We start from the raw sequence: 22,035 nt of genomic DNA, 5'->3' as shown, positions 1-22,035 counted from the left end.
TTGCCGAATCCGCACGACAACCCGCTTGACTAAACACGGTGTTGCTGCGGATGCTTGTCGCGTCTATCTCACCGGACGAGGCTGGCCCTTGGCGACGTCGATCATCGTAGGTTATCGCCCCTTTCCCGGCCGCACCGAGCTGGTGGTAGCGATTTTGCTGGAGATCTACGAGGCCATGCAGCGTGCCGGCCTGATCACGGCACGCCGCCCCTGGATCATGCGCAGCGAAGACGGCAACGTGGTCGCCGCCTTTGAAATGACCAACGAGTATTCCTTCGCCGCCTCGGAAAAGATTCGCGAGGTCGCCGCGCTGCGCATTCGCCTCATGGGCGTCGCCGAGCGCATGCCGCTCGCCGAGATGCGCGAAAGCAGCGCCCCCTACGCCGAGTTCGAAACGACCACCGAATACCCGGCGGTGGTCGCGGCGCGCTGAATGCCCTCAGGCGCGGAGCTCGCGCTCGATCGCCTGCTGCACGAACTGGTTGAGGCTGATGCCCCGTGCCGCGGCTGCCTCGGACGAGCGCAGGTGCAGTTCGGCCGGGACGCGTGCCTGGAATTTTCCGGAGAACGAGCGCACGGACGGGATGCCCGCCTGTGCGCATGCGTCGAGGAAAACGCGCAGCGAAATGGAACCTTCGCGGCGCAGGCCGCCGACGTCGTTGGCGTAGAAGTCCGCGCCGCCGTTAAGGCCGACGAACTCGCCACGGAACATGTCGATCTCCGGGTCGTACAGGACCACGGCGCGGTGGCCGTCGATGTTCATGATGTTATTCATCTGGTTCGTACGTGACTTGGTTTCATCAAATGGTACCGAAAAGTGGTACCGAAAACCATAGTCGCGCGAGTTGTCGCTGCTAACCGGCCGAAGTCCCTTTCACGCGTCGGGGAAATCCGATTCCTGCGGTTCCGCCTAAGCCAGGCGCCTCAGACCCGCCCGTAGACCTCTTCCAGCTGCGTCACCGCGGCGTTCACCCGCTCGATGCCGGAGGCCTGGAGCTGGACACTTTCGCCGATCGACCCGGTCACTTCGGTCACGTCGTCGACGGCGCCGAGGATCTGCTGCATCACCAGGCCCGCCGTGCCGACGAGTTCGGCGCCTTCATCGACGCGGTCGCGGGCATCGCCGATCAGTGCGTGGATCTGTTTCGAGGCCGTGCCGCTGCGCAGGGCCAGCTGGCGGACTTCATCGGCGACGACTGCGAAGCCCTTGCCGCTCTCACCCGCGCGTGCCGCCTCGATCGCTGCATTGAGGGAGAGCAGGTTGGTCTGGAAGGCGAGGGTGTCGATCAGTTCGAGGATGTCTTCCACCGAGCGCGTGCTTTGCTGGATGGCGCCCATGGTGCGCACCACGTCGGCGACCACGCCACCGCCACGCTGGGCGGCGACGCGTGCACCGCCGGCAAGGGCCTCGGCACGATCGGCTTTCTTTGCGTTATCCAGCACGGCGTGCGAGAGCGAAACCACTTCGCGTTGCAGGGTTTGCGCCGCCAGCGTCTGCGCGGTGATGTCGGTGGCGTACTTGATGACCCGCACCGGGCGGCCCTGCGCATCGAGGATCGGGTTATACGTCGCCTGGATCCAGACGATCCGGCCACCGCGGCCGAAGCGCCGATAGAGGCCCGCGGCATGGCGACCCTCGCGCAACCGTGCCCAGAATCCGGCGTATGCATCCGAGGCGGCTTCGCTCGGGTCGACGAACATCCGGTGGTGGCGACCGGCGATCTCGTCCAGCGAATACCCCATGGCGGAAAGGAAATTGCTGTTGGCGTCGAGGATGGTGCCGTCCAGCGCAAACTCGATGGTGGCCTGGGCACGATCGATGGCGCGCAGGCGGCCGTCCATGTCGGCTTCGGCGAGGCGCCGGTCGCTCACGTCGGTGGCGTACTTCACCACCCCGGAGACCCGGCCCAGGCTGTCGATGATCGGGTTGTACGAGGATTGCAGCCAGACGTCGCTGCCATTCCTGTGCAGGCGACGATATAGCCCCGCGTCGGCCTTGCCCTGGCGCAGGTTGTCCCAGAATTCGGCATACGCCGTCGACGCGGCTTCCGCGGGATCGACGAATTGGCGATGGTGGCGTCCAACGACCTCGGCAAGGTCGTAGCCCATGGTCTTCAGGAACAGGCTGTTGGCGTGGACGACGCGTCCGTCCGGGCTGAATTCGATCACGGCCTGGACCTTGTCCAGGGCAGCCAGCTTCCCGCGCATGGCCCGCTGTTGGCGCATCCACCGACCAAGCATCGTCTCACCCCGCCTCAAGAATGTGATCTAGATCACATATCGGCCGCCCCCAAGGTGGCTTTAGGCAAAAACGGTCGAAACGGTAAAAATGATGGTCAGGCCGCTTCCATGGCTTCCATTGCCGCCCGGGTCAGGAAGCCGGAACGGGTTTCGCCGTGACGCTGGGCAACAAAAAAGCCTCCACGATGGGAGGCTTCTTGCGCAGCTGGTGCCGAAAGTGGGACTCGAACCCACACTGTATCTCTACAAACGGATTTTGAGTCCGCCGCGTCTACCGGTTCCGCCATTTCGGCATGGGGCTGGCGATTATGCGTGAATCAGTGGACGTGGTCGAGGCCTAACTGGCGTTCGGTGCGCATGTACCAGTCATCGCCTTCCGGGTTGAACACGGCGCACTGGGTCATGCGGCCCGAGTAGATGTGCAGGCTGACGGCAAGCGAGTCGGGGCTCGGGTTGCGGATGGTGTGGTACTCGTGCGGCGGGATCAGGCTGCCGGCGGAGCCGGGACCGGCTTCGATCGAGCCAACCGGGCGGAAATGGTAGCGGGTGGCATCGTGCTCGAGCAGTTCGTACTGGACGATTTCCAGCGCGCCGTTCCAGACGCCCTCGACGCACCACATGCCGCTGTGGTCATGGATCAGGGTGCCCTGGCCGGGGCCCCAGGTCATGGCGACCACGCTGTAGCCGTGGTCGTCGCTGCGATAAAGCTCGCGGCGGGCGTAGTGGTCGCCGGCCGTTTCGAACACGCAGGCGGGCAGGACCACTTCCTGCGAGCGGATCAGCTGGCAGAGCGACTTGCGCAGGGTGTCGGTGATCGCGGGCGTGGTGGGCTGCGCGACCGAGGCATCGATGGCATCGATGAGCTTGCGGCTACCCTGGAAATCGACCGTGATCATGGCTGGGACCTCGTGCAGGAACGTGTGGGGACGGAACGCTGCCTCCGATGATACCAGCGCGCTGCCCCAGCTGCCGTGATCCCCTCACAACGACCGCAAAAACGTCCCGATCGCCCGACTGTAATTCTCGATGTCGACCAGGAAGGCATCGTGCCCCTGCGGCGAATCCAGCGCCACGAACTCCACCGCCGCCCCGGCCGCCTCGAGCCCCTTGGCGATCGTCTCCTGCTGCTCCAGCGGGAACAGGATGTCGGTGCTCACGCCGATCACCAGGGCGCGTTCGACGTTGATCCGCGACAGGCCGCGCATGACATCGCCCTGGCCGTATTCGGAGACATCGAACCAGTCGCTGGCGCGCGAAAGGTAGAGGTAACTGTTCGGGTCGAACTGGCGGTTGAAGCGGCGCGCATGCCCTTCGAGGTACGACTCCACTTGGAATTCGAAACCGAACGGCTGGTCGCCGTCGCGTTCGTCCGGATCGAGCCGGATGCGGGCGAAGCGGCCCTTCCACTCCATCGCCGAGCGATAGGTGATGACGCCGAGCTTGCGCGCGATGCTCATGCCGTGTTCCGGCCACGCATCGCCGTCGTAAGCGCCGCCGCGCCATTCCGGGTCGAGCCGGATCGCTTCGCGCTGCAGCGAACGGATGGCGATCGCGAAGGGCTGTGCCTGCGGCGCGGTGTCGACGCTGATATGCGTTCGCGCGGCGCCGGGGTGCAGGATCATGTAGGCCAGGGCGCTCATGCCGCCCATCGAGCAGCCGACGAGGCAGGCCAGTTCGGTAATGCCCAGGCCGGTGACGGCCTCGTGCGCCGCATTGGCCACGTCTTCCAGCGACAACTCGGGGAAGGTCAGGCGGTAGGGGTCGCCGGTGGACGGATCCACGGACGCGGGGCAGGTCGACCCCTTGTCGCTACCCAGCGAGTTCACGCAGATCACGTAGTAGCGATCCGTGTCGAAGGCGCGGCCGGGGCCGATCATCGCGTCCCACCAGCCCGGCGTGGGGTCCTCCGCGTTGGCCGCGGCATGCGCACTGGGCGAGAGTCCGGTCAGGATGAGGATGGCATTGCCGCGTACCGCGTCCAGCGTGCCCCAGGTCTCGTAAGCGACCCGCGCGCCGTGCAGTTCGCCGCCGCGCTTCATGCGGAAGGGCGACGCCAGGTCGTGGTAACGGCGGGCATCGCCCATGCTGCGCTCCTTCACTGGCCGGCGCCCGCGGCGCGTTTCTCGGCAAGGGTAATCTGTTCGGCGACGGCGTGGGCCACGTTGGAATCCGGGTCGAGCAGGGGCTGCAGGCGTCGCCACGTCGCCGCGGCGTCGGTGAAACGCTCCTGCTGGAACTGCGCGATGCCGAGCAGCCACAAGGCCTTCTGGCTATCCGGTTGGGCCGCCACGGCTTGCTCGAGCAGGGCGACGGCGCGGCCTTCGATGCGATGGTCCGTGCGCACCAGCGAATCGGCCTCGGCCCAGCCGACCATCGCCGCGACATTGGTCGCGTCGGCCTTCAGGGCACCGTCGTAGGCGCTGCGTGCCTCGGCCGGTTGCTTCACCATCGTGTAGGTCTGGCCGAGCAGCAGCCAGCCCTCCACGTCGCCCGGGTTGGCCGCGAGGCGCGCATGCAGGGCATCGAGCGCCTGGCCCACCGTCATCTCCTTCGGCGGAGCAACGCCGCCCAGGGTCGACGGCGTGCCGACGAGGGCGTAGATCCCCACGCTGGCCAGCGGCACCACGACAGCGACGGCGACCGCGATCGCGAACACGGTGCGCGAACGACCGTGCCTGCGCCCATGGCGAATCATCGGCACCAGCAGGAGCGCCAGGGCCAGGACCAGCATGGCGCCGGCGACTACGTAAAAAACGATGCTCACCAGTCGTCCTCGGTATCACTGGGCGGTGCGGCGCTGGCGGGTGCCTGGCGCGCGCGGCGACGGACCTGCACGGCGACGACCAGGCCGCCGATCGCCAGCACGACGAGCGGGCCGAACCAGAGCAGCCATGTTTTCGGTTCGACCGGCGGCTTGTACAGCACGAAATCCGAATAGCGATCGACGAGGTAGGTCTTGATCTCGGCGTCGCTCTTGCCGGCCTGCATCATCTCGAAGATCTGCCGACGCAAGTCGTGCGCGATCGGCGCGTTGGAATCGGCCAGGGTTTCGTTCTGGCACATCGGGCAACGCAGCTCCGAACTGAGCTTCTGGTAGCGCAGCTCTTCGGCGTGGTCGCGGAACGGCAGCGGCTGGATCGCCTGGGCGATGGCCAGCAGCGGCAACAGGCATAGCAGGGCAAGGAGGCCGAGGCGGCGCATCACGGGCCTTCCTTCGCCAGCGCCGCCAGCGCGGGACGGAATTCCTTCGCGACGACCTCGTCGGTCACCGGGCCGACGTGCTTGAGGCGGATCACGCCCTTGCCGTCGATCAGGAAGGTCTCCGGCGCGCCATACACGCCGAAGTCGATGCCGGCGCGGCCGTCGCGATCGACGATCACCACGTCGAACGGGTTGCCGTGCTCGGCCAGCCACGCCGTCGCATCCTGCGGATCGTCCTTGTAGTTGAAGCCGACCATCGGCAGGCCAAGCCCCTTCACGGCGCCGGACAGCACCGGGTGTTCGTGCACGCACTCGATGCACCAGCTGCCGAACACGTTGAGGAAGTACGGCTTGCCCAGCAGCGACTGCTTGTCGACGGTGCGCGTGGCGTCGCCGAGCACTGGCAGGGCGAACGCGGGCGCCGGCTTGTCGATCAGCGGCGAGACGATTTCCTGCTGGTCGTGCTGGGTGTTCCACCAGATGCCGAAGCCGAACAGGACGACGAGCAGGGCGAAGCCAAGCAAGGGAAGGAAACGACTCATGCGAGTGTCTCCACCACCGGGGCGCCGGCCGTCGCGGGTGCCTTCTTCGCGCGGAAGCGACGTTCGGCGGCGGCGAGGAAACCGCCGGCCATCATGAACAGGCCGCCCAGCCAGATCCAGCGCACGAAGGGCTTGTGGTACAGGCGCAATGCCCAGGCCCCTTCGACGTTGCCGCCGTCCATCGGCTCGCCCAGGGCAACATAGATGTCGCGGAACAGCCCCGGATCGATCGCCGATTCGGTCTGCACCTGGCCGCGTGAATACGTGCGCTTCTGCGGGTGCATGGTGGCCATGACCTCGTCGCCCTTGAGGATCGTGACCACGCCTTCGTCGGCGCGCCAGTTCGGGCCGGTGCTCTCGTGGACGCCGTCGAAGCGGAAACGATAGCTGCCGACGCTTTCGACCTGGCCCGGGGCCATGCGCACGTCGCGTTCGGTGCTGAGCGATTCGGACAGCATCACGCCGATGATGAAGATGGCCACGCCGGCATGCGCGACCAGCATCCCGGCCATCTCCGCCGGGAAGCGGCGGCCGAAGGGCATCTCACGCCAGCGCTTCACGACGTACGCCAGCGTGCCGGCGGCCACCCAGGTGGCGCCTGCCACGCCGGCGATCGCGCGCAGGTGGCCTTGGGCAAACATCGCGGCGACGATCGTGCAGACCACGGCGGCGATGCCGGCGCGCAACGCCATCGCGGTGAGCTGGCGTCCTTCCGCCCGGCCCCAGCGCAGGTACGGACCGAACGGCAACAGCAGCACGGCCGGTGCCATCAGCAGCACGAAGAGGAAGCCGAAGTAAGGCGGCCCGACGGAGACGCGACCGAGGTTCAGTGCATCGCCGATCAACGGGAACAGCGTGCCCAGCAGCACCATCGCCGCGGCGGTGGTGAACAGCAGGTTGGCGATCATGATGCCGGTCTCGCGCGACAGCGCGGCGAACGGCTTGCCCGTGGCGACCTTCGGCGCGCGCACCGCATAGAGCAGCAGCGAACCGCCGATGACGACGATCAGGAAGCCCAGGATATACAGGCCACGACGCGGGTCGGAGGCGAACGCGTGCACCGAGGTCAGCACGCCCGAGCGGACCAGGAAGGTGCCGAGCAGCGACAGCGAGAAGGCGAACAGCGATAGCAGCACCGTCCACGCCGGCAGCGAGCCACGCTTCTCGGTCACTGCCTGGGCATGGATCAGCGCGACGCCGACCAGCCAGGGCATGAACGAGGCGTTTTCCACCGGATCCCAGAACCACCAGCCGCCCCAGCCCAGTTCGGCGTACGCCCACCAGCTGCCCGCGACGATGCCCATGGTGAGGAAGGCCCACGATACGTTCGTCCACGGACGCGCCCAGCGCACCCAGGCCTGTTCCATCTCGCCACCGAGCAGCGCGGCGATGGAGAAGGCGAACGCCACCGAGAAGCCGACGTAGCCCATGTAGAGCACCGGCGGGTGGAAGGTCATGCCGGGATCCTGCAGCACCGGGTTCAGGTCGCCACCGTCGCCGGGCATCGGCAGCTCGCGCAGGAACGGGTTCGAGGTGAACAGGATGAAGGCGAGGAAACCCACCCCGATCAGGCCCATCACGCCGAGCACGCGCGCGACGAAGGGCTGCGGCAGGTGCCGGCTGAAGGCGGCCAGCGCCACTGTCCACACGTTGAGGATGAACACCCATAGCAGCATCGAGCCTTCGTGCGCGCCCCAGACCGCGGTGATGCGGTAATACCAGGGCAGGGCGAGGTTCGAGTTGTCGGCGACATAGGCGACCGAGAAGTCGTAGGCGAGGAAGGCGTGGACCAGGATGCCCATCGCCGCGAAGACGAAGATCGCCTGGCCGGCGGCGGCCGGGCGGGCAATGGCCATCAGTGCGCCGTTGCCGCGCCACGCGCCGATCATCGGCAGCACGCCCTGCACGACGGCCAGCAACAGCGCGAGGATCAGGGCGTACTGGCCGAGTTCGGGGATCACTTCGGCGGCTCCTTCATCGCGGTGTCGTCGATGTTGCGCTTCTGGTGCGCCTTGGCCATCGCGTCCTTCAGTTCCTTCGGCATGTAGTTTTCATCGTGCTTGGCCAGCACTTCGCTGGCGATGAAACGACCGTCGGCCATGCGACCCGTGGCGATCACCGACTGGTTGTCGCGGAACAGGTCGGGAAGGATGCCGGTGTATTCCACGGGCATCGCCCCGGCGTCGTCGACGACGATGAAGCTCACCTTCAGGCTGTCGCTGGCGCGCGTGATGGAGCCGGACTTGACCATGCCGCCGAGGCGGAAGGTCGGGTACTGCGTGGCCTGGCCTTCCTGGATCTGGCTGGGCGTGAACAGGTAGCTCATGTTCCGCTGCAGGGCGAACACGGTAAGGCCCACGGCGATGGCGGCGGCGGCGATGACCGAGACGACGATGGCGAGGCGGCGTTTACGCGTTGGATTCATTGCTGGCTGGGGTTCCGGGCCGGCGGCGGTTTTCCTGGCGCGCGATGCGTGCGCGGATATCGCGCAGGTTGCGGCGGCGCCTGGCGAGCGGCGCCAGCGTGTCGATCAAAAGGACGAAGAAGAAGACCGCGAACGCGGTCCACACGTAGGCGCCGTAGCCGCCCATCGCGAAAAAATGGCTCATGCGCGCTCTTTCCACGGCAGCCCCAGCGCGATGTCGCGCACCCAGGCCTTGCCGCCTTCGGAGGCGATCAGGTCGGCGCGCACGCGCGCGAACAGGCTGGCGACGTAATAGAGCTTGGTCGCGGCCATCATCGTCAGCAACGGCCAGAGCATGCTGGCATCGATGTGCGAGGGGCCGAGCAGGCGCACGGTGGAACCCTGGTGCAGCGTGTTCCACCAGTTCACCGAGAAGTGCACGATGGGTACGTTCACCGCGCCGACGAGCACGAGGAACGACGCGGCGCGCGCACCCTGGCGGCGATCTTCGAACGCGTGGTAAAGGCCGATGATGCCCAGGTAGATGAACAGCAGCACCAGTTCACTGGTCAGGCGCGCGTCCCATGTCCACCACGTGCCCCACATCGGCTTGCCCCAGAGCGAACCGGTGGCCAGGGTGATGGCGGTGAACGCGGCGCCGACGGGTGCGGATTCCATCGCCACCGTTTCGGCGAGCTTGATCCGCCAGACCAGGCCGATGAAGGCGGCGAGGCTCATCGCGCCGTAGATGAACAGGCTCATCCACGCGCTCGGCACGTGGATGAAGATGATCCGGTACGCATCGCCTTGCTGGTAGTCGGCCGGCGCAAGGAACAGGCCGCCGTACAGGGCGACGACGCCAAGCAGGATCGCCAGTCCCAGCGCCCACGGGCGCACGGCGCCGGCGAAGCGATAGAAGATCGGCGGTGATCCCAGGCGGTGCAGCCAGAGGGGAACCCAGTTAGCCATCGGTCCTCGTCGAAGGTTCTCGCATCGCGGTGAGTCCCCCATGGACCGTCCGCGGTTGCGTGTTCATGTGTCCATCGCGATGCGCAGCGCAGCGGCGCAGGCCAGTGGCGCTAGCACGATGGCCATCGCCAGCCCCGCGCCGAGCCACGCCAGCGGCGCAACCCAGGGCAAGCCCTCCTGCGCGGCCGCAACGGCACCGGCGGCGAAGATCGTCACCGGTACGCACAACGGCAGCAACATAAGTGCGAGAAGCATACCAGAGCGCTTTGCCCCGGCCGTCAGTGCGACCAGCACCGCGCCGAGCAGGCTGAGCAGCGGCGTGGACAGGCCCAGCGCCAGCACCAGCACGAGGATCGCCGGGCCGGGCAGGTGCAGCATGCCGGCCAGCACGGGCGCGACGACGATCAGCGGCAGCGCCGAGGTCACCCAGTGGGCGATGATTTTCATGCCTACGAGCAGGGCGAGCGGCTGCGGCGCGAGCATCAACTGCTCCATCGAGCCGTCGTCGATGTCCGGCCGGAACAGGCCATCGAGGGTCAACAGCATGGCAAGCAGTACGGTGACGAACACCACGCCGCCGGCGATCCGTGCGAGCAGCGCGGGCTCGGGACCGAGGGCGAACGGGAACAGGGCGGCCACCATCACGGCATAGAGCACGGGTAGCGCGATGTCGCCGCGCCGGCGCCAGGCCAGGGTCAGGTCGCGGCGCAGGAGGGCGGCGCAGGCGGCGAGCGTACTACCGGGCGTCACGCGTGCAACCGGATGCGGCGCGGCGCATCGCCGGCGAAGCTGACGGCTCCGTGGCTGGTCACCAGTGCCGCGCCGCCACGGCCGGCGTGGTCGTGCAGTAGCCGGTTGACCAGCGCGATGCCTTCGCGGTCGAGGTTGGCGTAGGGCTCGTCGAGCAGCCAGACGCGGGCCGGTAGCAGAAGGAGGCGGGCAAGCGCCGCGCGCTTTTTCTGTCCGGCGGAGAGGCGGCGGACCGGCTCGTCCTCGAAACCGGCCAGGCCGACCTCGGCCAGGGCCGCGTCGCTGTCTATGCCCTCGCGCACGCCGTACAGGCCGATCGACAGGGCCAGGTTTTCGCGCGCCGAGAGGTCGAATTTCAGGCCCAGGTGATGGCCGAGGAAGACCACCGCGCCCGCCATGGTGTCGAGGCTGAACGGCGCACCGTCGAGCAGCACCTCACCTTCGTCGGCGTGCAACATGCCGGTGAGCACGCGCATGAGGGTGGTCTTGCCGCTGCCGTTGTCGCCCTCCACCAAGGCCACTTCGCCGTCGTGCAGGGCGAAATCCACCGGTCCGAACACGGCTTCGTCCTGGCGCAGGAAGCTGAGCGCGCGGGCTTCGAGCAGGGGTGGGGTTGGTGGCATCGGGGGATTGTTGCGGGAGCGTGCGGGGATGTCTACGTCGGTCGGGGGAGCGGGGGGAGGGTGGCCAGCAGGGTGCGTTCGGCGGCGTCGAGGTCGACGCTGGCGACGTCGTCGTGGCCGCGCAGTAGCTGTTCGACCAGGGTGTCCTGGGCGCGTCCCCGTTCCAGCGCGTAGGCGTAGGGCAGGTGGGTGAAGGTGACCATCCGGTAGCGCGGCAGGTAGTGCGTCGGGCAACGTTGTGCGAGCAGGCCGCCCAGTTCGCGCATGCGCAGGAACTGCGGATCGGCGACCTTGTCGCGCATCTCCACGTAGTTTTCCAGCGCCATGCGGGCGATCGCGTCGGCATTGGGCTTGCGGCTGGCTTCGAAGGCGGCGAACACGCCGGCCGGGTCATCCGGGCTGGCGGCGAAACGCTCGGCCAGTTCGGCGGCGTCTTCGAAACCGCAATTCATTCCCTGGCCGTGGAACGGCACGATGGCGTGCGCGGCATCGCCGATGAGCAGGGCGCGACCGCCGATGTGCCAGCGATCCAGGTACAGCGTGGCCAGCGAACCGACCGGATGCGCCGACCAGTCCGCGGCGAAGTCCGGCATCAGGTCCAGCGCATCGGGGAATTCCGTACGGAAAAACGCTTCGGCGGCACCGGCGCTGGCGATGGTGCGGAAGCTGGGGTGCTCGCCGTCGTTCGGCAGGAACAGGGTGACGGTGAAGCTGCCTTCGCGATTGGGCAGCGCGATGCACATGTAATGGCCACGCGGCCAGATGTGCAGGGCGTTGCGTTCGATGGCGAAGGGTGCCGCCGGATCGGTGCCGGGCGGGATTTCCAGTTCCTTGTAACCGTGGCCGAGTTCCTCGACGCGTTCGCCCAGCGGCTCATGGCGATGCATGGCCGCACGCAGGGCGGAGCCGGCGCCATCAGCACCGATCACGATGGGAGCATCGACGATGCGCTCGCTACCGTCCGCGGCGTGCAGGGTCAGCGTGCCGCGCTCGAGGTCGGCGCTGGCCAGGCCCTGGTCGAAGTGGAAGGTGGCACCCGCGGCTTCCGCCGCGTCGAGCATCAGCGTGTTGAGGCCGCCGCGGGACACCGACCAGATCACCTCGGAGTCGTCCACGCCGTAGCGCTGCAAACCGCTGTGGCCGGCCGGGTCGTGGACCATGCGCCCACGCATCATCACCGCCTGGGCCAGCACCTGGTCTTCGAGGCCGGTGGCGCGCAGCGCATGCAGGCCGCGTTCGGCCAGGGCGAGGTTGATCGAGCGGCCACCGAGGAATCCGGACTTGCGCGGATCGGGGCGCTTTTCATAGACGGTGACGCGGAATCCGCGCTGGGTCAGGAGGGTGGCGACCAGTGCGCCGACCAGTCCGGCGCCGACCACGGCGATGTCGTTGCGGGGCATGGAGCCTTCCGGTCGATATTGCGGGGCAGCGCATCGTGCGCCGCAACGCTGCCCGGGGCAAGCCCGGGCAGCGCGGGGCGTTTTAGCTGGCTTTCTTGCCGCCGCGCGGCGGCGCCTGGGTGGCGGCAGCCGGCTTGGCGGTGGCCGCGTCGAGGAACCCGCGCTGCATCGACTTCCACACGTCGAGGTTGCGCTCGGTCATCTCGTTGAGCATGGACCAGGGGGTCTGGCCCATCAGGTTATTGAGCTGGTTGCGGAACTGCTGCTGCTGGTCGAGGAACACCTGCAGGCTGCGCTCCAGGTACGGTCCCATGAAGCCCTGCAACGAATCCCCGTAGAAACGGATGATGTGCGAGAGCAACTGGGAGGACAGCATCGGCTGGCCGTGCTCTTCATGCTCGGCGATGATCTGCAGGAGCACCGAGCGGGTAAGGTCCTCGCCCGACTTGGCGTCGCGGACCTCGAAATGCTCTCCGTCGAGCACCAGCTGGCGGACTTCTTCCAGCGTGATGTAGCTCGAAATCTCCGTGTCGTACAGACGACGGTTCGGATACTTTTTGATGATGCGAAGGGTTTGTGCCATGCGGCGAAAGCTACCACGAGGTATTGCGCCGCACCAGTTAGTTTCACGGCGTGTAATCGTTTACGTCATCCATATGTGAATTTGGATCGATTTACGTAACTTGGATTTAATGACCCGCCGCGCCACCCGCATTTCCGAACGGTGGCTTCGCCAGCCAGAGGATCGGAATCAGGGCCAGGAACAGGATCCCGCAGAGCCAGAACACGTCGTTCACGGCCAGGGTTAGCGCCTCGCGGCTGACCACCTGGTCGAGCACGGCGCGCTGCGCTTCGCCATGCAGGTGCATGCCCTGCAGCCGGTCGATATACGCCGTGGCAGCCGGCGATGCCGGGTTGACGTACTCGGTCAGCGAGGCGTGGTGTGCTTCGCCGCGATGCTGCCAGATGGTGACGGTGAGCGCGGTCGAGACGCTCGACGCCAGCGTGCGGCAGAAATTGGCCAGGCCCGACGCCCCCGCGATCTGGTCCGGACGCAGGCCCGACAGGAAGATCTGGTTCAGCGGGATGAAGAAGCACGCGATGCCGATGCCCATGACGAAGCGTGGCAGCACCAGCGTGGCGAACGACGCACCGCTGTTGAAGGTGGAGAACCAGAACGCGGTGAATGCGAACACGATGAAGGCGAAGGTCACCACCGCGCGCAGTTCCAGGCGTTGGATGTTCTTGCCGATGATCGGTGACATCAGGAACGCGAGGATGCCCACCGGTGCCGTGGCCAGGCCAGCCCACGTGGCGGTGTAGCCGAGCGTGGTCTGCAGCCACAGCGGGAACACCACGGTGATGCCGAAGAAACCGAGCATGCCGAGTGACAGTGCGCTGACGCCGACGGCGAAGTTGCGCCGGGCGAACAGCGACAGGTCCACCACCGGGTACTTCGCGGTGAGTTCCCAGATGACGAGGAAGGTCAACGCGACGACGGCGATGAGGCCCAGCGTGAGGATCAGCGGCGAGGCGAACCAGTCGTGGTCGTTGCCGTTGTCCAGCATGAACTGCAGGCAGCCCACGCCGACGACGAGCAGGAACAGGCCGACCGAATCGATCGGTGCGCGCACCGTCTTCGTTTCGCGCGAGCGCAGGATGCTCCAGGTGATCACGCCCGCCGCCGCGCCCACGGGCACGTTGATATAGAAGATCCACGGCCACGAGAAGTTATCGGTGAGGTAACCGCCGAGGATCGGCCCGAAGATCGGAGCGACGACGACGGTCATCGCCCACATCGCCAGGGCGATGCCCTGCTTGTCCTTCGGGTAGCTCGCCAGCAGCAGCGACAGCGACAGTGCCACCATCGGGCCCGAACCCGCGCCTTGCAGCAGGCGGAACAGCACCAGCATGGGCATGCTCGTGGCCAGGCCGCAGAGCATCGAGAACACCACGAACAGGCCGACCGAGAAGCAGAAGGTCTTCACCTCGCCGAAGCGCTTGGCGATCCAGCCGGTCAGCGGCTGCATCACGGCGCTGGCCAGGGCGTACGAACTGATCGCCCAGGTGCCTTCGTTGGAGCTCACGCCCAGGCTGCCGGCGATGTGCGGCACCGCCACGTTCACGATCGTCATGTCGAGGATCTCCATGAACGTGGAGAACGCGACGGCGATCGTCAACAGGACGAGCGTCAGGCCATGCAGTGGCTGGGGACCCGCCGGCGTGGGCGCGGCATCCGGGGTGGCGATGGCGTCGCTCAAGGCACGCGGGCTCCCAGGTTCTGGCGCACGATCTCGTCGGCCGCGGCGTCGGCCTTGGCGGCGATCTCGTCATAGACCGTGGTCAGCGCCACCGGCGTGGTGGACGGCGACTTCGCGAGGACGTCGCCCTTGTCGTCGCTGATGTCGACCTTCACCGCGGTGGACAGGCCGATGCGCAGCGGATGCTGGTCGAGGTCCTTCGCGTCGATCGCGATGCGCACCGGCACGCGCTGGACCACCTTGATCCAGTTGCCGGTGGCGTTCTGCGCGGGCAGCAGCGAGAACGCGCTGCCGGTGCCGGCGCCAAGGCCGACCACGTGGCCGTGGTATGCCACGCCGCCGCCATAGATGTCGGATTCGACCGTGGCCGGCTGGCCGATGCGCACGTGGCGCAGCTGGCTTTCCTTGAAGTTCGCATCGACCCAGAGGTCGTGCAGGGGCACCACGGTCATCATCTGCTGGCCGGGCTGCACGCTGTTACCCACCTGCACGCTGCGCTGCGCGACGTAGCCGTCGATCGGCGCGACGATGGCGTTGCGCTGCGCGGCGACCCAGGCCTGGCGGTAGCTGGCACGGGCCTGCTGCACGGCGGGATTGGATTCGACGTCGGTGCCGTCGACCAGCGCGCGCGAGGCATCGGCCTGGCGCTGCGCCGACTCCAGCGCCGACTGCGCGCTATCCACCGCGTCCCGTGCATGTTGCACTTCTTCCGGTGCCACGGCCTTTTCGGCGAGCAGCGGGATGCGTCGCTTCAGGTCGTCCTGCGCGCGCTTCAGGTCGAGCCGGCGTGCGCCGAGCGCGGCATCGGCGCTGGCCGCCGATTGGGTCTGCTGGCGGACCTGGCGCACGGCCTGGGCCAGGGCACTGCTGGCCTTGCGCAGGGCGACATCGGCATCGGTCGGGTCGAGCTTCACCAGCACCTGGCCGGCATTCACCCGCTGGGTGTCGTCGGCGAAGACGCCGACCACGATGCCCGGCACCTGTGCCGAGATGCCGACTTGGTTGCCGCCGACATAAGCGTCGTCGGTGGTTTCGCGCTGCGAGAACACGAATAGCCAGAGCAGGATCCACGCGGCCGCGGCGAGCAGGAACACCACCAGGGCGATCAGCAGGGCCTTGCCGCGCTTGCGCTTGTCCTTGGGCGCGTTGCCGCTTTCGGCCGGGCGCGGGGTGTCGTTGGGAGTGGCGCTCATGGGCTCTGGGTTCCGTCGGTGCTATGCGTGGAAGGGGATTCGGGGAGCTCGGCGCGGTAGCCGCCGCCAAGCGCCTTGACCAGCCCGATGTCGGTCGACAGGGCCTGGCCGTGGAGATCGAGCGCGCTGTCCTGCTGCTGCAGCAGGTTGGCCTGCGTCGCGAGCGACTCGCGGTCGTCGCGAACGCCGCGCGCGGCACGCGCCTTCGCGCTGGCCAGCAGCGTCGAGACGGCGCCGAGCGCTTCGTCCTGCTGGCCGCGGCGCTCGGCGAGCTGGCGTGCGCCCAGTGCCTGCGTGGCCACTTCGCGTGCCGCAGTGGCCACGGTGGCGTTGTATTGCGCGACGGCGGCATCCAGTTGCGCGCGGCTCACGCCGTGGTTCGCTTCCAGCGCGCCACCTTCGAAGATCGGCAGGTGCAGCGCAGGGGTCAGGGCAAACACGCGGCTGTCGGCGTTGAACACCTTGTCCATGTCGATGCTGGACAGGCCCGCCATGGCGCTGAGGCTCACGTCGGGGAAGAACTGGGCACGCGCCGCATCGGTCTGGCGCAACGCCGCTTCCACCTGCCAGCGACTGGCGGCGATGTCGGGACGACGGGCCATGAGGTCCGTGCCTGCGTGCTCGGGCAGGCCGGTGCCGACCTCGGGAAGTGCGCGCGGCGACAACGGCGGCAGTTCGGCCACGGACACGCCGACCAGCGCCGCCAGCGAGGCGCGGCGGATGTCGGCCGATCCCTGCAGGGCGGTCTTTTGCTGGCGGGCACCGGCCAGCTCGGCACGTGCCTGCTGGATGGTGTCGGGTACGTCGACGCCCTGTTTAACCCGCAATTCGGCGATGCGCAGGGTTCGTTCACGGGCCTGCAGGAGCTGGTCGGCGACGGCGACGCGCGCCTCGTCGGTCAGCCAGCCGAAGTAGGTGTCGGCCACCATGGCCTGGATCGCCAGCGACGAGGCGGAACGCTCCGCTTCGGCGGCACGCGCGCTGTTCACCGCGGACTCCAGCGTGAAGCGCTTCTTGCCCCACCAGTCGAAGTCGTAGCGGACCTGCACGCCGAGGTCGGCCTGGTTGTACCAGGTGAAGCCGAGGAACTGGGCAGGGATCAAGCCGTGCTCGCTCATCCGCTGCCGCGTGACCTGGGCGCTGCCATCGACCCGCAGGCCTGCCTGTGCGGCGGCGACGCGGATGTTCTGCTGCGCGCTGTCGACACGCGTCTTCGCCTGCGCCAGGTCCGGCGCGCCACGCAACGCCAGCTCGATGAGCTGGTCGAGCTGCGGATCGTTATAGGCCAGCCACCACTGTGCCGCCGGCCAGCCGGGACGCGTGCCGGCATCGACACCAGCCAGCGGCACCTCGTCGCGCAGGGCAGGGTGGTCGATCTTTGCTGGCACGTGGCACGCGGCAAGCGCCACGGCGAGCACGCCCGCGAGAAGGGCGGGGCGTAACGGAAGTCGGTTCATGGGGTGTCCGCGGTATCGAGATGCAGGGCGAGCTTCTTCAGCAGGTGTTCGAACGTGGTGCGCTCCGTATCGCTGAAGCAGCTGAACTTCGACACGACCTCGGGGAACATGGGTGGCAGCAGCTTGCGCACGAACTGGCGTCCTTCGCCGGTGATGGTCAACACCACCTGGCGACGATCATGGGTCGCATGCGAGCGCGTGATCAGCCCGCGCTTGGCGAGCAGGTTGGTGATGCGGGTCATGTTGGTCGGCTTCTGCTCGGCCAGCGTGCAGAGCTCGCCGGGCGTCGAGCTGCCGTCTTCCGAGGCGTAAAGCATCATCAGCGTGCGGAAATCGCTGTCGTTGAGGTCGAAGGGGCGGAGCTTGGCTTCGACGTCGCGTTCGAGGGCTCCGCCGGTGAGCAGGAGCAGGCGAATCAACAGCACTTCACACTTCGGCAGGCCTTTGATATGGCCGGCGACCCTTTCGACACCTTCGTAGAGCGCTTCGACGCATGGTTTCAGGCTGGACATTTCGCTGGCTAATAGTTCGCTGGTGAACTATTAGCGTAGCAAGCATCGGTGTGGATAGGCAACCGTGGCACCGGTCCGTGTAGGAGCGCGCCTGCGCGCGAATTAACGCTTGGCGGAGAGGCTGCTGGGTCAGGCCTATTCCTGCGCCTATGCATGGGTGCCGCGGGGAGATCGGAGATAGAGGCCTGGCCAATCGCGCGCGGGCGCGCTCCTACAGGGGCAAATTGAAGAGGTGGCGGGCGTTCTGGGTGGTGGCGCGGGCGATGTCGGCGGGGGTGGCGTTGCGGAGGGTTGCGATCGTCGCGAGGACATCGACCATGAAAGCTGGCTCGTTGCGTTCGCCGCGGTGGTTCGCGCAGGGCTGGTCGGGTGAATCGGTTTCCAATAGCAGCCATTCGAGTGGCATCTGCGCCACGACGCGACGGATACGGTTCGCGCGGTCGTACGTCACCGGGCCGCCGATGCCGATGTGGAAGCCCATGTCGAACAGCTGGCGTGCCTGCTCTTCGCTACCGGAAAAGCTATGCACCACGCCGCGCAGGCCGCCGATGCGACGTAATGTGTGGATCGTTTCCTCGAACGCGCGGCGCGCGTGCACGATCACGGGCAGCTCGTGTTCCTTCGCGATATGCAACTGGCGCACGAAGAAATCACGCTGCCGATCGGGGTCCAGTCCCTCCACGTAGAAGTCCAGCCCGATTTCACCCACGGCGACGGCACCCTTGCCGTCCAGCCAGCCAGGCAGGTCAGCCAGATGCTCGTCACGGTGGTGGGGCAGGAACAGCGGATGCAGCCCGTAGGCCGGGAATACCCCGTCACGCGACGCACACAAACGCTCGATCGCCTCCCAGTTGCCCCGATCGATGGCCGGCACGATCCAGCGCCGGACGCCGGCTTGGGCGGCTCGCTCGAACATCGCGCTGCGATCGGCGTCGAACGAGTTGTCGTCCAGGTGGGCGTGGGTATCGATCAGTTTTTCCATTCGGTTTGCTGCCGTTGTGCCTGGAGGCGCCAGTCTAAGGCGTCGTTCAGTTTAACGATTGTCAAATGTCATTCGAGACGTTCCTACGAATTGTCGGGGTGAGTTGCCCCGCGAGGACGTCGCACTATCCAGTGGAGATTAGGGTTATGAGCAGGTTGAAGATTTCCGTCCTGAACGCCGGTTTGGGCGCGGCCCTGGTGCTGAGCCTTACTGCCTGCAACCGCGACGCCAACGCTGACGTAGCCAACGGTGCTGCTCCGGGCAATGCCCCGGTGGCGGCTGCCCCGGCGCCGGAACCGGCCGGTCCGAAGTACGGCCGCGTGGTCAGCGTCGATCCGGTACGCCAGGCGGCTTCCGCCCCGCAGCGTGAGTGCCACGACGAAGTGGTGACCCGCCGCGCACCGGTCAAGGACCAGCACCAGATCGCCGGTACGGCCATCGGCGCCGTCGCGGGTGGCCTGCTCGGCAACCAGGTCGGTGGCGGCAAGGGCCGCACGCTGGCGACCGTGGCCGGCGCGGTCGGCGGCGGTTACGCAGGCCATGAGATCCAGGAGCGCCGCCAGGAGACGAACACCGTCACCAGCACGGTGCGCAAGTGCAACACCGTGGCGGGCACCAGTGGCGACAAGATCGTCGCTTACGACGTGCGCTACGAATACAACGGCGTGACCCGTTCGGTACGCATGGACCATGACCCGGGCGACCGCGTCGAAGTCCAGGAAGGCGTATCGGTCGTTTCCGACGCTCGCCAGTAAACCCACCGATCCATGATCCACGAGGGCGTCCCCATGCATAGCATCGTCCGCAAGTTTGGTCTCGTCGCCGCCGCGATCGTGCCGCTGTCCCTGACAGCGTGCTACGAGCAGCCGCGTCGAGTCGTTCGCGAGGATCGCGTGGTTTACGAAGGTGGCTCGCGTCGCTGCCAGCAGTGCGGTGTCGTGGACGACATCCAGCAGATCTACACCGATCGCCAGTCGTCGCCGCTGGGTGCCGTGATCGGCGCCGTGGCGGGTGGCGTGCTGGGTAGCACGATCGGCAAGGGCGATGGCCGCTCGGCCGCCACCGTCGGTGGCGCTGTGGTCGGTGGCGTCGTCGGCAACCAGGTCGGCAAGCGCAACGGGCAGGATGTTGCCTACCAGGTGCGCATCCGCCTCGATGACGGGCGTTGGGCAACGGTGACGCAGCGGGAAGATCCGCAGCTGCGTCGCGGTGACCAGGTGCAGATCCGCGGCGACCAGGTGTATCGCCTCTGATCGTTTAGCCGTCTAGGCGGCTAAACGGATTTTTGTAGGAGCGCGCCTGCGCGCGATCGGGCATGCAGGAAAGATGCTGGTAGCACCAAAAGAAAAACCCGCCACATGGCGGGTTTTTTTTGGGCAAAAAAAAAGACCCTCGTCCGAGGGCCCCTTTTCCCGGGAATCGCAAGCTGCCCGCTCCGATTCCTTTTCCCCGCGCGTTTGCTTGCGGTTAGTTCACCGCGTAGAACGCGTGGTCGCCGATCTTGCGAACGATGCGGCTTGCCGACCAGGTCGGCGCCACGGCTACCGTGGCGAAGTGATCGGCTTGCGGTACGTAAACAAGTCGCTCGCCCTTGGGCAGGCTCCAGTTGTTCAACGAATCGCCAGCGATCTTCCAGGCTTTCGTCCAGGAGACGAGGTCGGTCACCTCGAAATCCTTCGGAGTGGTGGTAATGGCAAACTGGCGCGGCGCCGAGACGACCTCGCACACATTGTTGCCACCCATGCCGCGATCGCGCCGGCGGAGGGCAACTTCGGCCACGGCATACTGGCCGATGGTCGGTTCGCTACGTGCTTCGAGATACACCGTCGTCGCCAGGCACGTCTGGTCTGCGAGGTGGCTCGGGAGGACGGACGCCATCCAGAGCAATGCGGAAAGTTTCATGTGTTTCTGCCTCCAACGAGCTTTTCCGTCACTTGCGGCGTCTTGGAAGAGCCATGGGGGACGTACGGGCGGTAGACGGGCGGGCAGGCCGTTACTACCTGGACCAACCGAGGGCATCCGCTTCGAGAGCGTTGTTATGCGAATGCTTCGGGCGTCACACACTGTGACTGTACTGGGCGGCAGTCCGGAGCCGTCCGGTAGGGGGTTCACCGAAAGGGAGCGGCATCGCGAAAGGCGGCGGCTCCGTCGGTTACAGGGCGCGCGATACGTCGAGCGCGCCGTTCAATCCTCCGGCTTTCGCCGGGTCGCGCCAGAACCGTCATCGTCGACGGATCGTCGCGGGTGTAACCAAGGCGATACACCAAGGCCACGTAATGGGATCGGCGGAGCCTAGTGGCGCGTCACGTTTTTCGCAAGTGCAAACGCGGCACGGTTCAGCTTGGGCTCACGGTGTAACGAGACATGTTTTTTCGAATGCGCGAAAGATCACGCGTCGAATGTCGACACGATGTGCAGGCGCACATCGCCGGTTTCAAGAGCATCCGCCTGAACGGCGCTGTCATCCAATACGACAAGCGACATAGGCTGCGTCGCGGATTCGTTGTGCATCAATACGATGCCCGCCTCGCGTCCGTTCATGCGTATCGCTTGTCCTGCCTGCAATGCGACATCAGGTCGCACGATGCGCAAGTGCTTCTTGTGCCCACCGAGGAAATGCAGGCGCGCAGCGATTTCCTGGCCGGGGAAGCATCCCTTGTTGAATGAGACGGCTTGCATGCGCTCCATCGACAACGCAGGGGGAAGCAATGCGTCGAGTGCTTCGTGCGGCAACCATGCAAAACCTTTCTCGACATGGCGCGCGATCCACGCATCGCCGTCGTCGCGTGCACCGACATGCAATGACGCATCGCCTTCACCGAATACAAGCGTGCCGTCATCGTCCTCGCGTGCGTGCATGTCGTCGAATGCATCGCCGTGCGATACATGCAATGCATCGCCCAGCGTGATCTTCACCTTCGAACGGAACACAAAACGCTTCAGGTCGTTGGCAAGCACTTCGCCGTCCGAACCACGTGGCACCACCACGAAGCGCTCGTCGTCGAGGCGGGCGACCTGGAGCAGTGCGCGGACCCGGCCTTTCGGGTCCAGCCAGCCGCTCCATTGCCACTGGCCCGTGGCCAGGGACAGGACGTCGCTGCTGAACTGGGCATTGGCAAAGGCGGCGGCATCCGGGCCGGCGAGGGTAATGGGGCGAGTGGTACGGCTCGGCATGGGTGCGCGACAAAAGGGCGAGGGGAGTAAGATATACGGTCAGGCCAAGGCCAAACCAAGCCTCGGCGCAATCGTCAAGGTTGTGCTGTGAAGGCACAGGTATTACGCTTTTAGAGTTTTATAACCATGTCCGACCATCCCTCCGAGCCCGAAGACACGAACGATTCCGCTCCGGCGAAACCGTCCGTCCCGCCGGTCGTCCCCACGAACGGCGAGGCAGGTGTCGAGAAAGCGCCATTGGACCCAACGCGTTACGGCGACTGGGAAAAGAACGGACGCTGCATCGACTTCTGAACTGGAAGGCGACGGAGGGGCAGGTTGGGCAT

Annotated in this window: 26 protein-coding genes and 1 tRNA gene; 4 read left to right on the top strand and 23 right to left on the bottom strand. The window is 66.5% G+C overall.

Features of this window, described 5'->3' with window-relative positions; genetic code table 11:
• Positions 1 to 88: 88 nt before the first annotated feature.
• Positions 89 to 433 carry a hypothetical protein gene (locus tag KPL74_07205; protein ID QWT21786.1) on the top strand — a complete coding sequence of 115 codons (345 nt, stop codon included), beginning with the start codon at positions 89 to 91 and terminating at the stop codon, positions 431 to 433.
• A gap of 6 nt (positions 434 to 439) precedes the next feature.
• On the opposite strand, the gene KPL74_07200 is transcribed toward KPL74_07205, so the two are convergent.
• The 21 genes from KPL74_07200 to KPL74_07100 all read right to left on the bottom strand — a co-directional run bounded on the left by KPL74_07200 (position 440) and on the right by KPL74_07100 (position 18,535).
• Complete coding sequence (locus KPL74_07200) at positions 440 to 775, bottom strand: type II toxin-antitoxin system HicB family antitoxin (GenBank protein ID QWT21785.1); 336 nt, start codon at positions 773 to 775, stop codon at positions 440 to 442.
• Positions 776 to 924: 149 nt separating this feature from the next.
• Positions 925 to 2,208: a PAS domain-containing methyl-accepting chemotaxis protein gene (locus KPL74_07195; GenBank protein ID QWT21784.1), complete on the bottom strand. Its 1,284-nt coding sequence runs from the start codon at positions 2,206 to 2,208 to the stop codon at positions 925 to 927.
• A gap of 239 nt (positions 2,209 to 2,447) precedes the next feature.
• A tRNA-Leu gene (locus tag KPL74_07190) sits at positions 2,448 to 2,534 on the bottom strand.
• Positions 2,535 to 2,558: 24 nt separating this feature from the next.
• Positions 2,559 to 3,137, bottom strand: coding sequence for a cysteine dioxygenase family protein (locus tag KPL74_07185; GenBank protein QWT21783.1), 579 nt, complete (start codon positions 3,135 to 3,137; stop codon positions 2,559 to 2,561).
• A gap of 84 nt (positions 3,138 to 3,221) precedes the next feature.
• Positions 3,222 to 4,325: a homoserine O-acetyltransferase gene (locus tag KPL74_07180; protein QWT21782.1), complete on the bottom strand. Its 1,104-nt coding sequence runs from the start codon at positions 4,323 to 4,325 to the stop codon at positions 3,222 to 3,224.
• An 11-nt stretch (positions 4,326 to 4,336) separates the two neighbouring features.
• Positions 4,337 to 5,005 (bottom strand): tetratricopeptide repeat protein, encoded by a 669-nt coding sequence (locus KPL74_07175; GenBank protein QWT21781.1) that lies wholly within the window; start codon positions 5,003 to 5,005, stop codon positions 4,337 to 4,339.
• Positions 5,002 to 5,442: a cytochrome c-type biogenesis protein CcmH gene (locus tag KPL74_07170; protein ID QWT21780.1), complete on the bottom strand. Its 441-nt coding sequence runs from the start codon at positions 5,440 to 5,442 to the stop codon at positions 5,002 to 5,004. The genes KPL74_07175 and KPL74_07170 overlap by 4 nt, the downstream gene beginning before the upstream one ends.
• Entirely contained in the window at positions 5,442 to 5,984 is a 543-nt protein-coding gene (locus tag KPL74_07165) for a DsbE family thiol:disulfide interchange protein (GenBank protein ID QWT21779.1), read from the bottom strand. The genes KPL74_07170 and KPL74_07165 overlap by 1 nt, the downstream gene beginning before the upstream one ends.
• A complete protein-coding gene (locus tag KPL74_07160) occupies positions 5,981 to 7,945 on the bottom strand; it encodes a heme lyase CcmF/NrfE family subunit (protein ID QWT21778.1) in 1,965 nt (654 codons plus the stop codon). The genes KPL74_07165 and KPL74_07160 overlap by 4 nt, the downstream gene beginning before the upstream one ends.
• Positions 7,942 to 8,409 (bottom strand): cytochrome c maturation protein CcmE, encoded by a 468-nt coding sequence (ccmE, locus tag KPL74_07155; protein ID QWT21777.1) that lies wholly within the window; start codon positions 8,407 to 8,409, stop codon positions 7,942 to 7,944. The genes KPL74_07160 and ccmE overlap by 4 nt, the downstream gene beginning before the upstream one ends.
• Positions 8,393 to 8,593 carry a heme exporter protein CcmD gene (gene ccmD, locus KPL74_07150; protein ID QWT21776.1) on the bottom strand — a complete coding sequence of 67 codons (201 nt, stop codon included), beginning with the start codon at positions 8,591 to 8,593 and terminating at the stop codon, positions 8,393 to 8,395. Before ccmD ends, ccmE begins: the two co-directional genes overlap by 17 nt.
• Positions 8,590 to 9,357, bottom strand: a complete 768-nt coding sequence (locus tag KPL74_07145) for a heme ABC transporter permease (GenBank protein ID QWT21775.1) — start codon at positions 9,355 to 9,357, stop codon at positions 8,590 to 8,592. The genes ccmD and KPL74_07145 overlap by 4 nt, the downstream gene beginning before the upstream one ends.
• A gap of 63 nt (positions 9,358 to 9,420) precedes the next feature.
• Positions 9,421 to 10,107 carry a heme exporter protein CcmB gene (gene ccmB, locus KPL74_07140; GenBank protein QWT21774.1) on the bottom strand — a complete coding sequence of 229 codons (687 nt, stop codon included), beginning with the start codon at positions 10,105 to 10,107 and terminating at the stop codon, positions 9,421 to 9,423.
• Entirely contained in the window at positions 10,104 to 10,730 is a 627-nt protein-coding gene (gene ccmA / locus KPL74_07135) for a heme ABC exporter ATP-binding protein CcmA (protein QWT21773.1), read from the bottom strand. The genes ccmB and ccmA overlap by 4 nt, the downstream gene beginning before the upstream one ends.
• A gap of 32 nt (positions 10,731 to 10,762) precedes the next feature.
• On the bottom strand, positions 10,763 to 12,130 hold the full coding sequence (locus KPL74_07130) for an FAD-dependent monooxygenase (protein ID QWT21772.1): 1,368 nt from the start codon (positions 12,128 to 12,130) through the stop codon (positions 10,763 to 10,765).
• Positions 12,131 to 12,212: 82 nt separating this feature from the next.
• Positions 12,213 to 12,713 (bottom strand): polyhydroxyalkanoate synthesis repressor PhaR, encoded by a 501-nt coding sequence (phaR, locus tag KPL74_07125; protein QWT21771.1) that lies wholly within the window; start codon positions 12,711 to 12,713, stop codon positions 12,213 to 12,215.
• Positions 12,714 to 12,819: 106 nt separating this feature from the next.
• Entirely contained in the window at positions 12,820 to 14,280 is a 1,461-nt protein-coding gene (locus tag KPL74_07120) for a DHA2 family efflux MFS transporter permease subunit (GenBank protein ID QWT22588.1), read from the bottom strand.
• A 107-nt stretch (positions 14,281 to 14,387) separates the two neighbouring features.
• Positions 14,388 to 15,584: an efflux RND transporter periplasmic adaptor subunit gene (locus KPL74_07115; GenBank protein QWT21770.1), complete on the bottom strand. Its 1,197-nt coding sequence runs from the start codon at positions 15,582 to 15,584 to the stop codon at positions 14,388 to 14,390.
• A complete protein-coding gene (locus KPL74_07110; GenBank protein ID QWT21769.1) occupies positions 15,581 to 17,041 on the bottom strand; it encodes an efflux transporter outer membrane subunit in 1,461 nt (486 codons plus the stop codon). The genes KPL74_07115 and KPL74_07110 overlap by 4 nt, the downstream gene beginning before the upstream one ends.
• A complete protein-coding gene (locus KPL74_07105; protein ID QWT21768.1) occupies positions 17,038 to 17,553 on the bottom strand; it encodes a MarR family transcriptional regulator in 516 nt (171 codons plus the stop codon). The genes KPL74_07110 and KPL74_07105 overlap by 4 nt, the downstream gene beginning before the upstream one ends.
• Before the next feature lie 211 nt (positions 17,554 to 17,764).
• Complete coding sequence (locus KPL74_07100) at positions 17,765 to 18,535, bottom strand: TatD family hydrolase (protein ID QWT21767.1); 771 nt, start codon at positions 18,533 to 18,535, stop codon at positions 17,765 to 17,767.
• A gap of 146 nt (positions 18,536 to 18,681) precedes the next feature.
• Between KPL74_07100 and KPL74_07095 the strand changes: the two genes are divergently transcribed.
• The gene (locus KPL74_07095) at positions 18,682 to 19,290 is read left to right on the top strand and encodes a glycine zipper 2TM domain-containing protein (GenBank protein QWT21766.1); all 609 of its coding nucleotides are present in this window, start codon (positions 18,682 to 18,684) and stop codon (positions 19,288 to 19,290) included.
• A gap of 33 nt (positions 19,291 to 19,323) precedes the next feature.
• Complete coding sequence (locus KPL74_07090) at positions 19,324 to 19,788, top strand: glycine zipper 2TM domain-containing protein (GenBank protein ID QWT21765.1); 465 nt, start codon at positions 19,324 to 19,326, stop codon at positions 19,786 to 19,788.
• 214 nt (positions 19,789 to 20,002) lie between these two features.
• Here the strand turns inward: KPL74_07090 and KPL74_07085 are convergent, their stop codons facing one another.
• Positions 20,003 to 20,437: a cell wall hydrolase gene (locus KPL74_07085; GenBank protein ID QWT21764.1), complete on the bottom strand. Its 435-nt coding sequence runs from the start codon at positions 20,435 to 20,437 to the stop codon at positions 20,003 to 20,005.
• A gap of 486 nt (positions 20,438 to 20,923) precedes the next feature.
• The gene (locus KPL74_07080) at positions 20,924 to 21,709 is read right to left on the bottom strand and encodes a hypothetical protein (GenBank protein QWT21763.1); all 786 of its coding nucleotides are present in this window, start codon (positions 21,707 to 21,709) and stop codon (positions 20,924 to 20,926) included.
• A 126-nt stretch (positions 21,710 to 21,835) separates the two neighbouring features.
• On the opposite strand from KPL74_07080, the gene KPL74_07075 reads away from it, so the two are divergent.
• A complete protein-coding gene (locus KPL74_07075; protein ID QWT21762.1) occupies positions 21,836 to 22,003 on the top strand; it encodes a DUF1674 domain-containing protein in 168 nt (55 codons plus the stop codon).
• Positions 22,004 to 22,035 lie beyond the last annotated feature (32 nt).

Origin of the sequence: Bacillus sp. NP157, from assembly GCA_018889975.1 — a bacterium.
GTDB lineage: Bacteria > Pseudomonadota > Gammaproteobacteria > Xanthomonadales > Rhodanobacteraceae > Luteibacter.
This window is presented reverse-complemented; position numbering and strand designations above follow the sequence as displayed.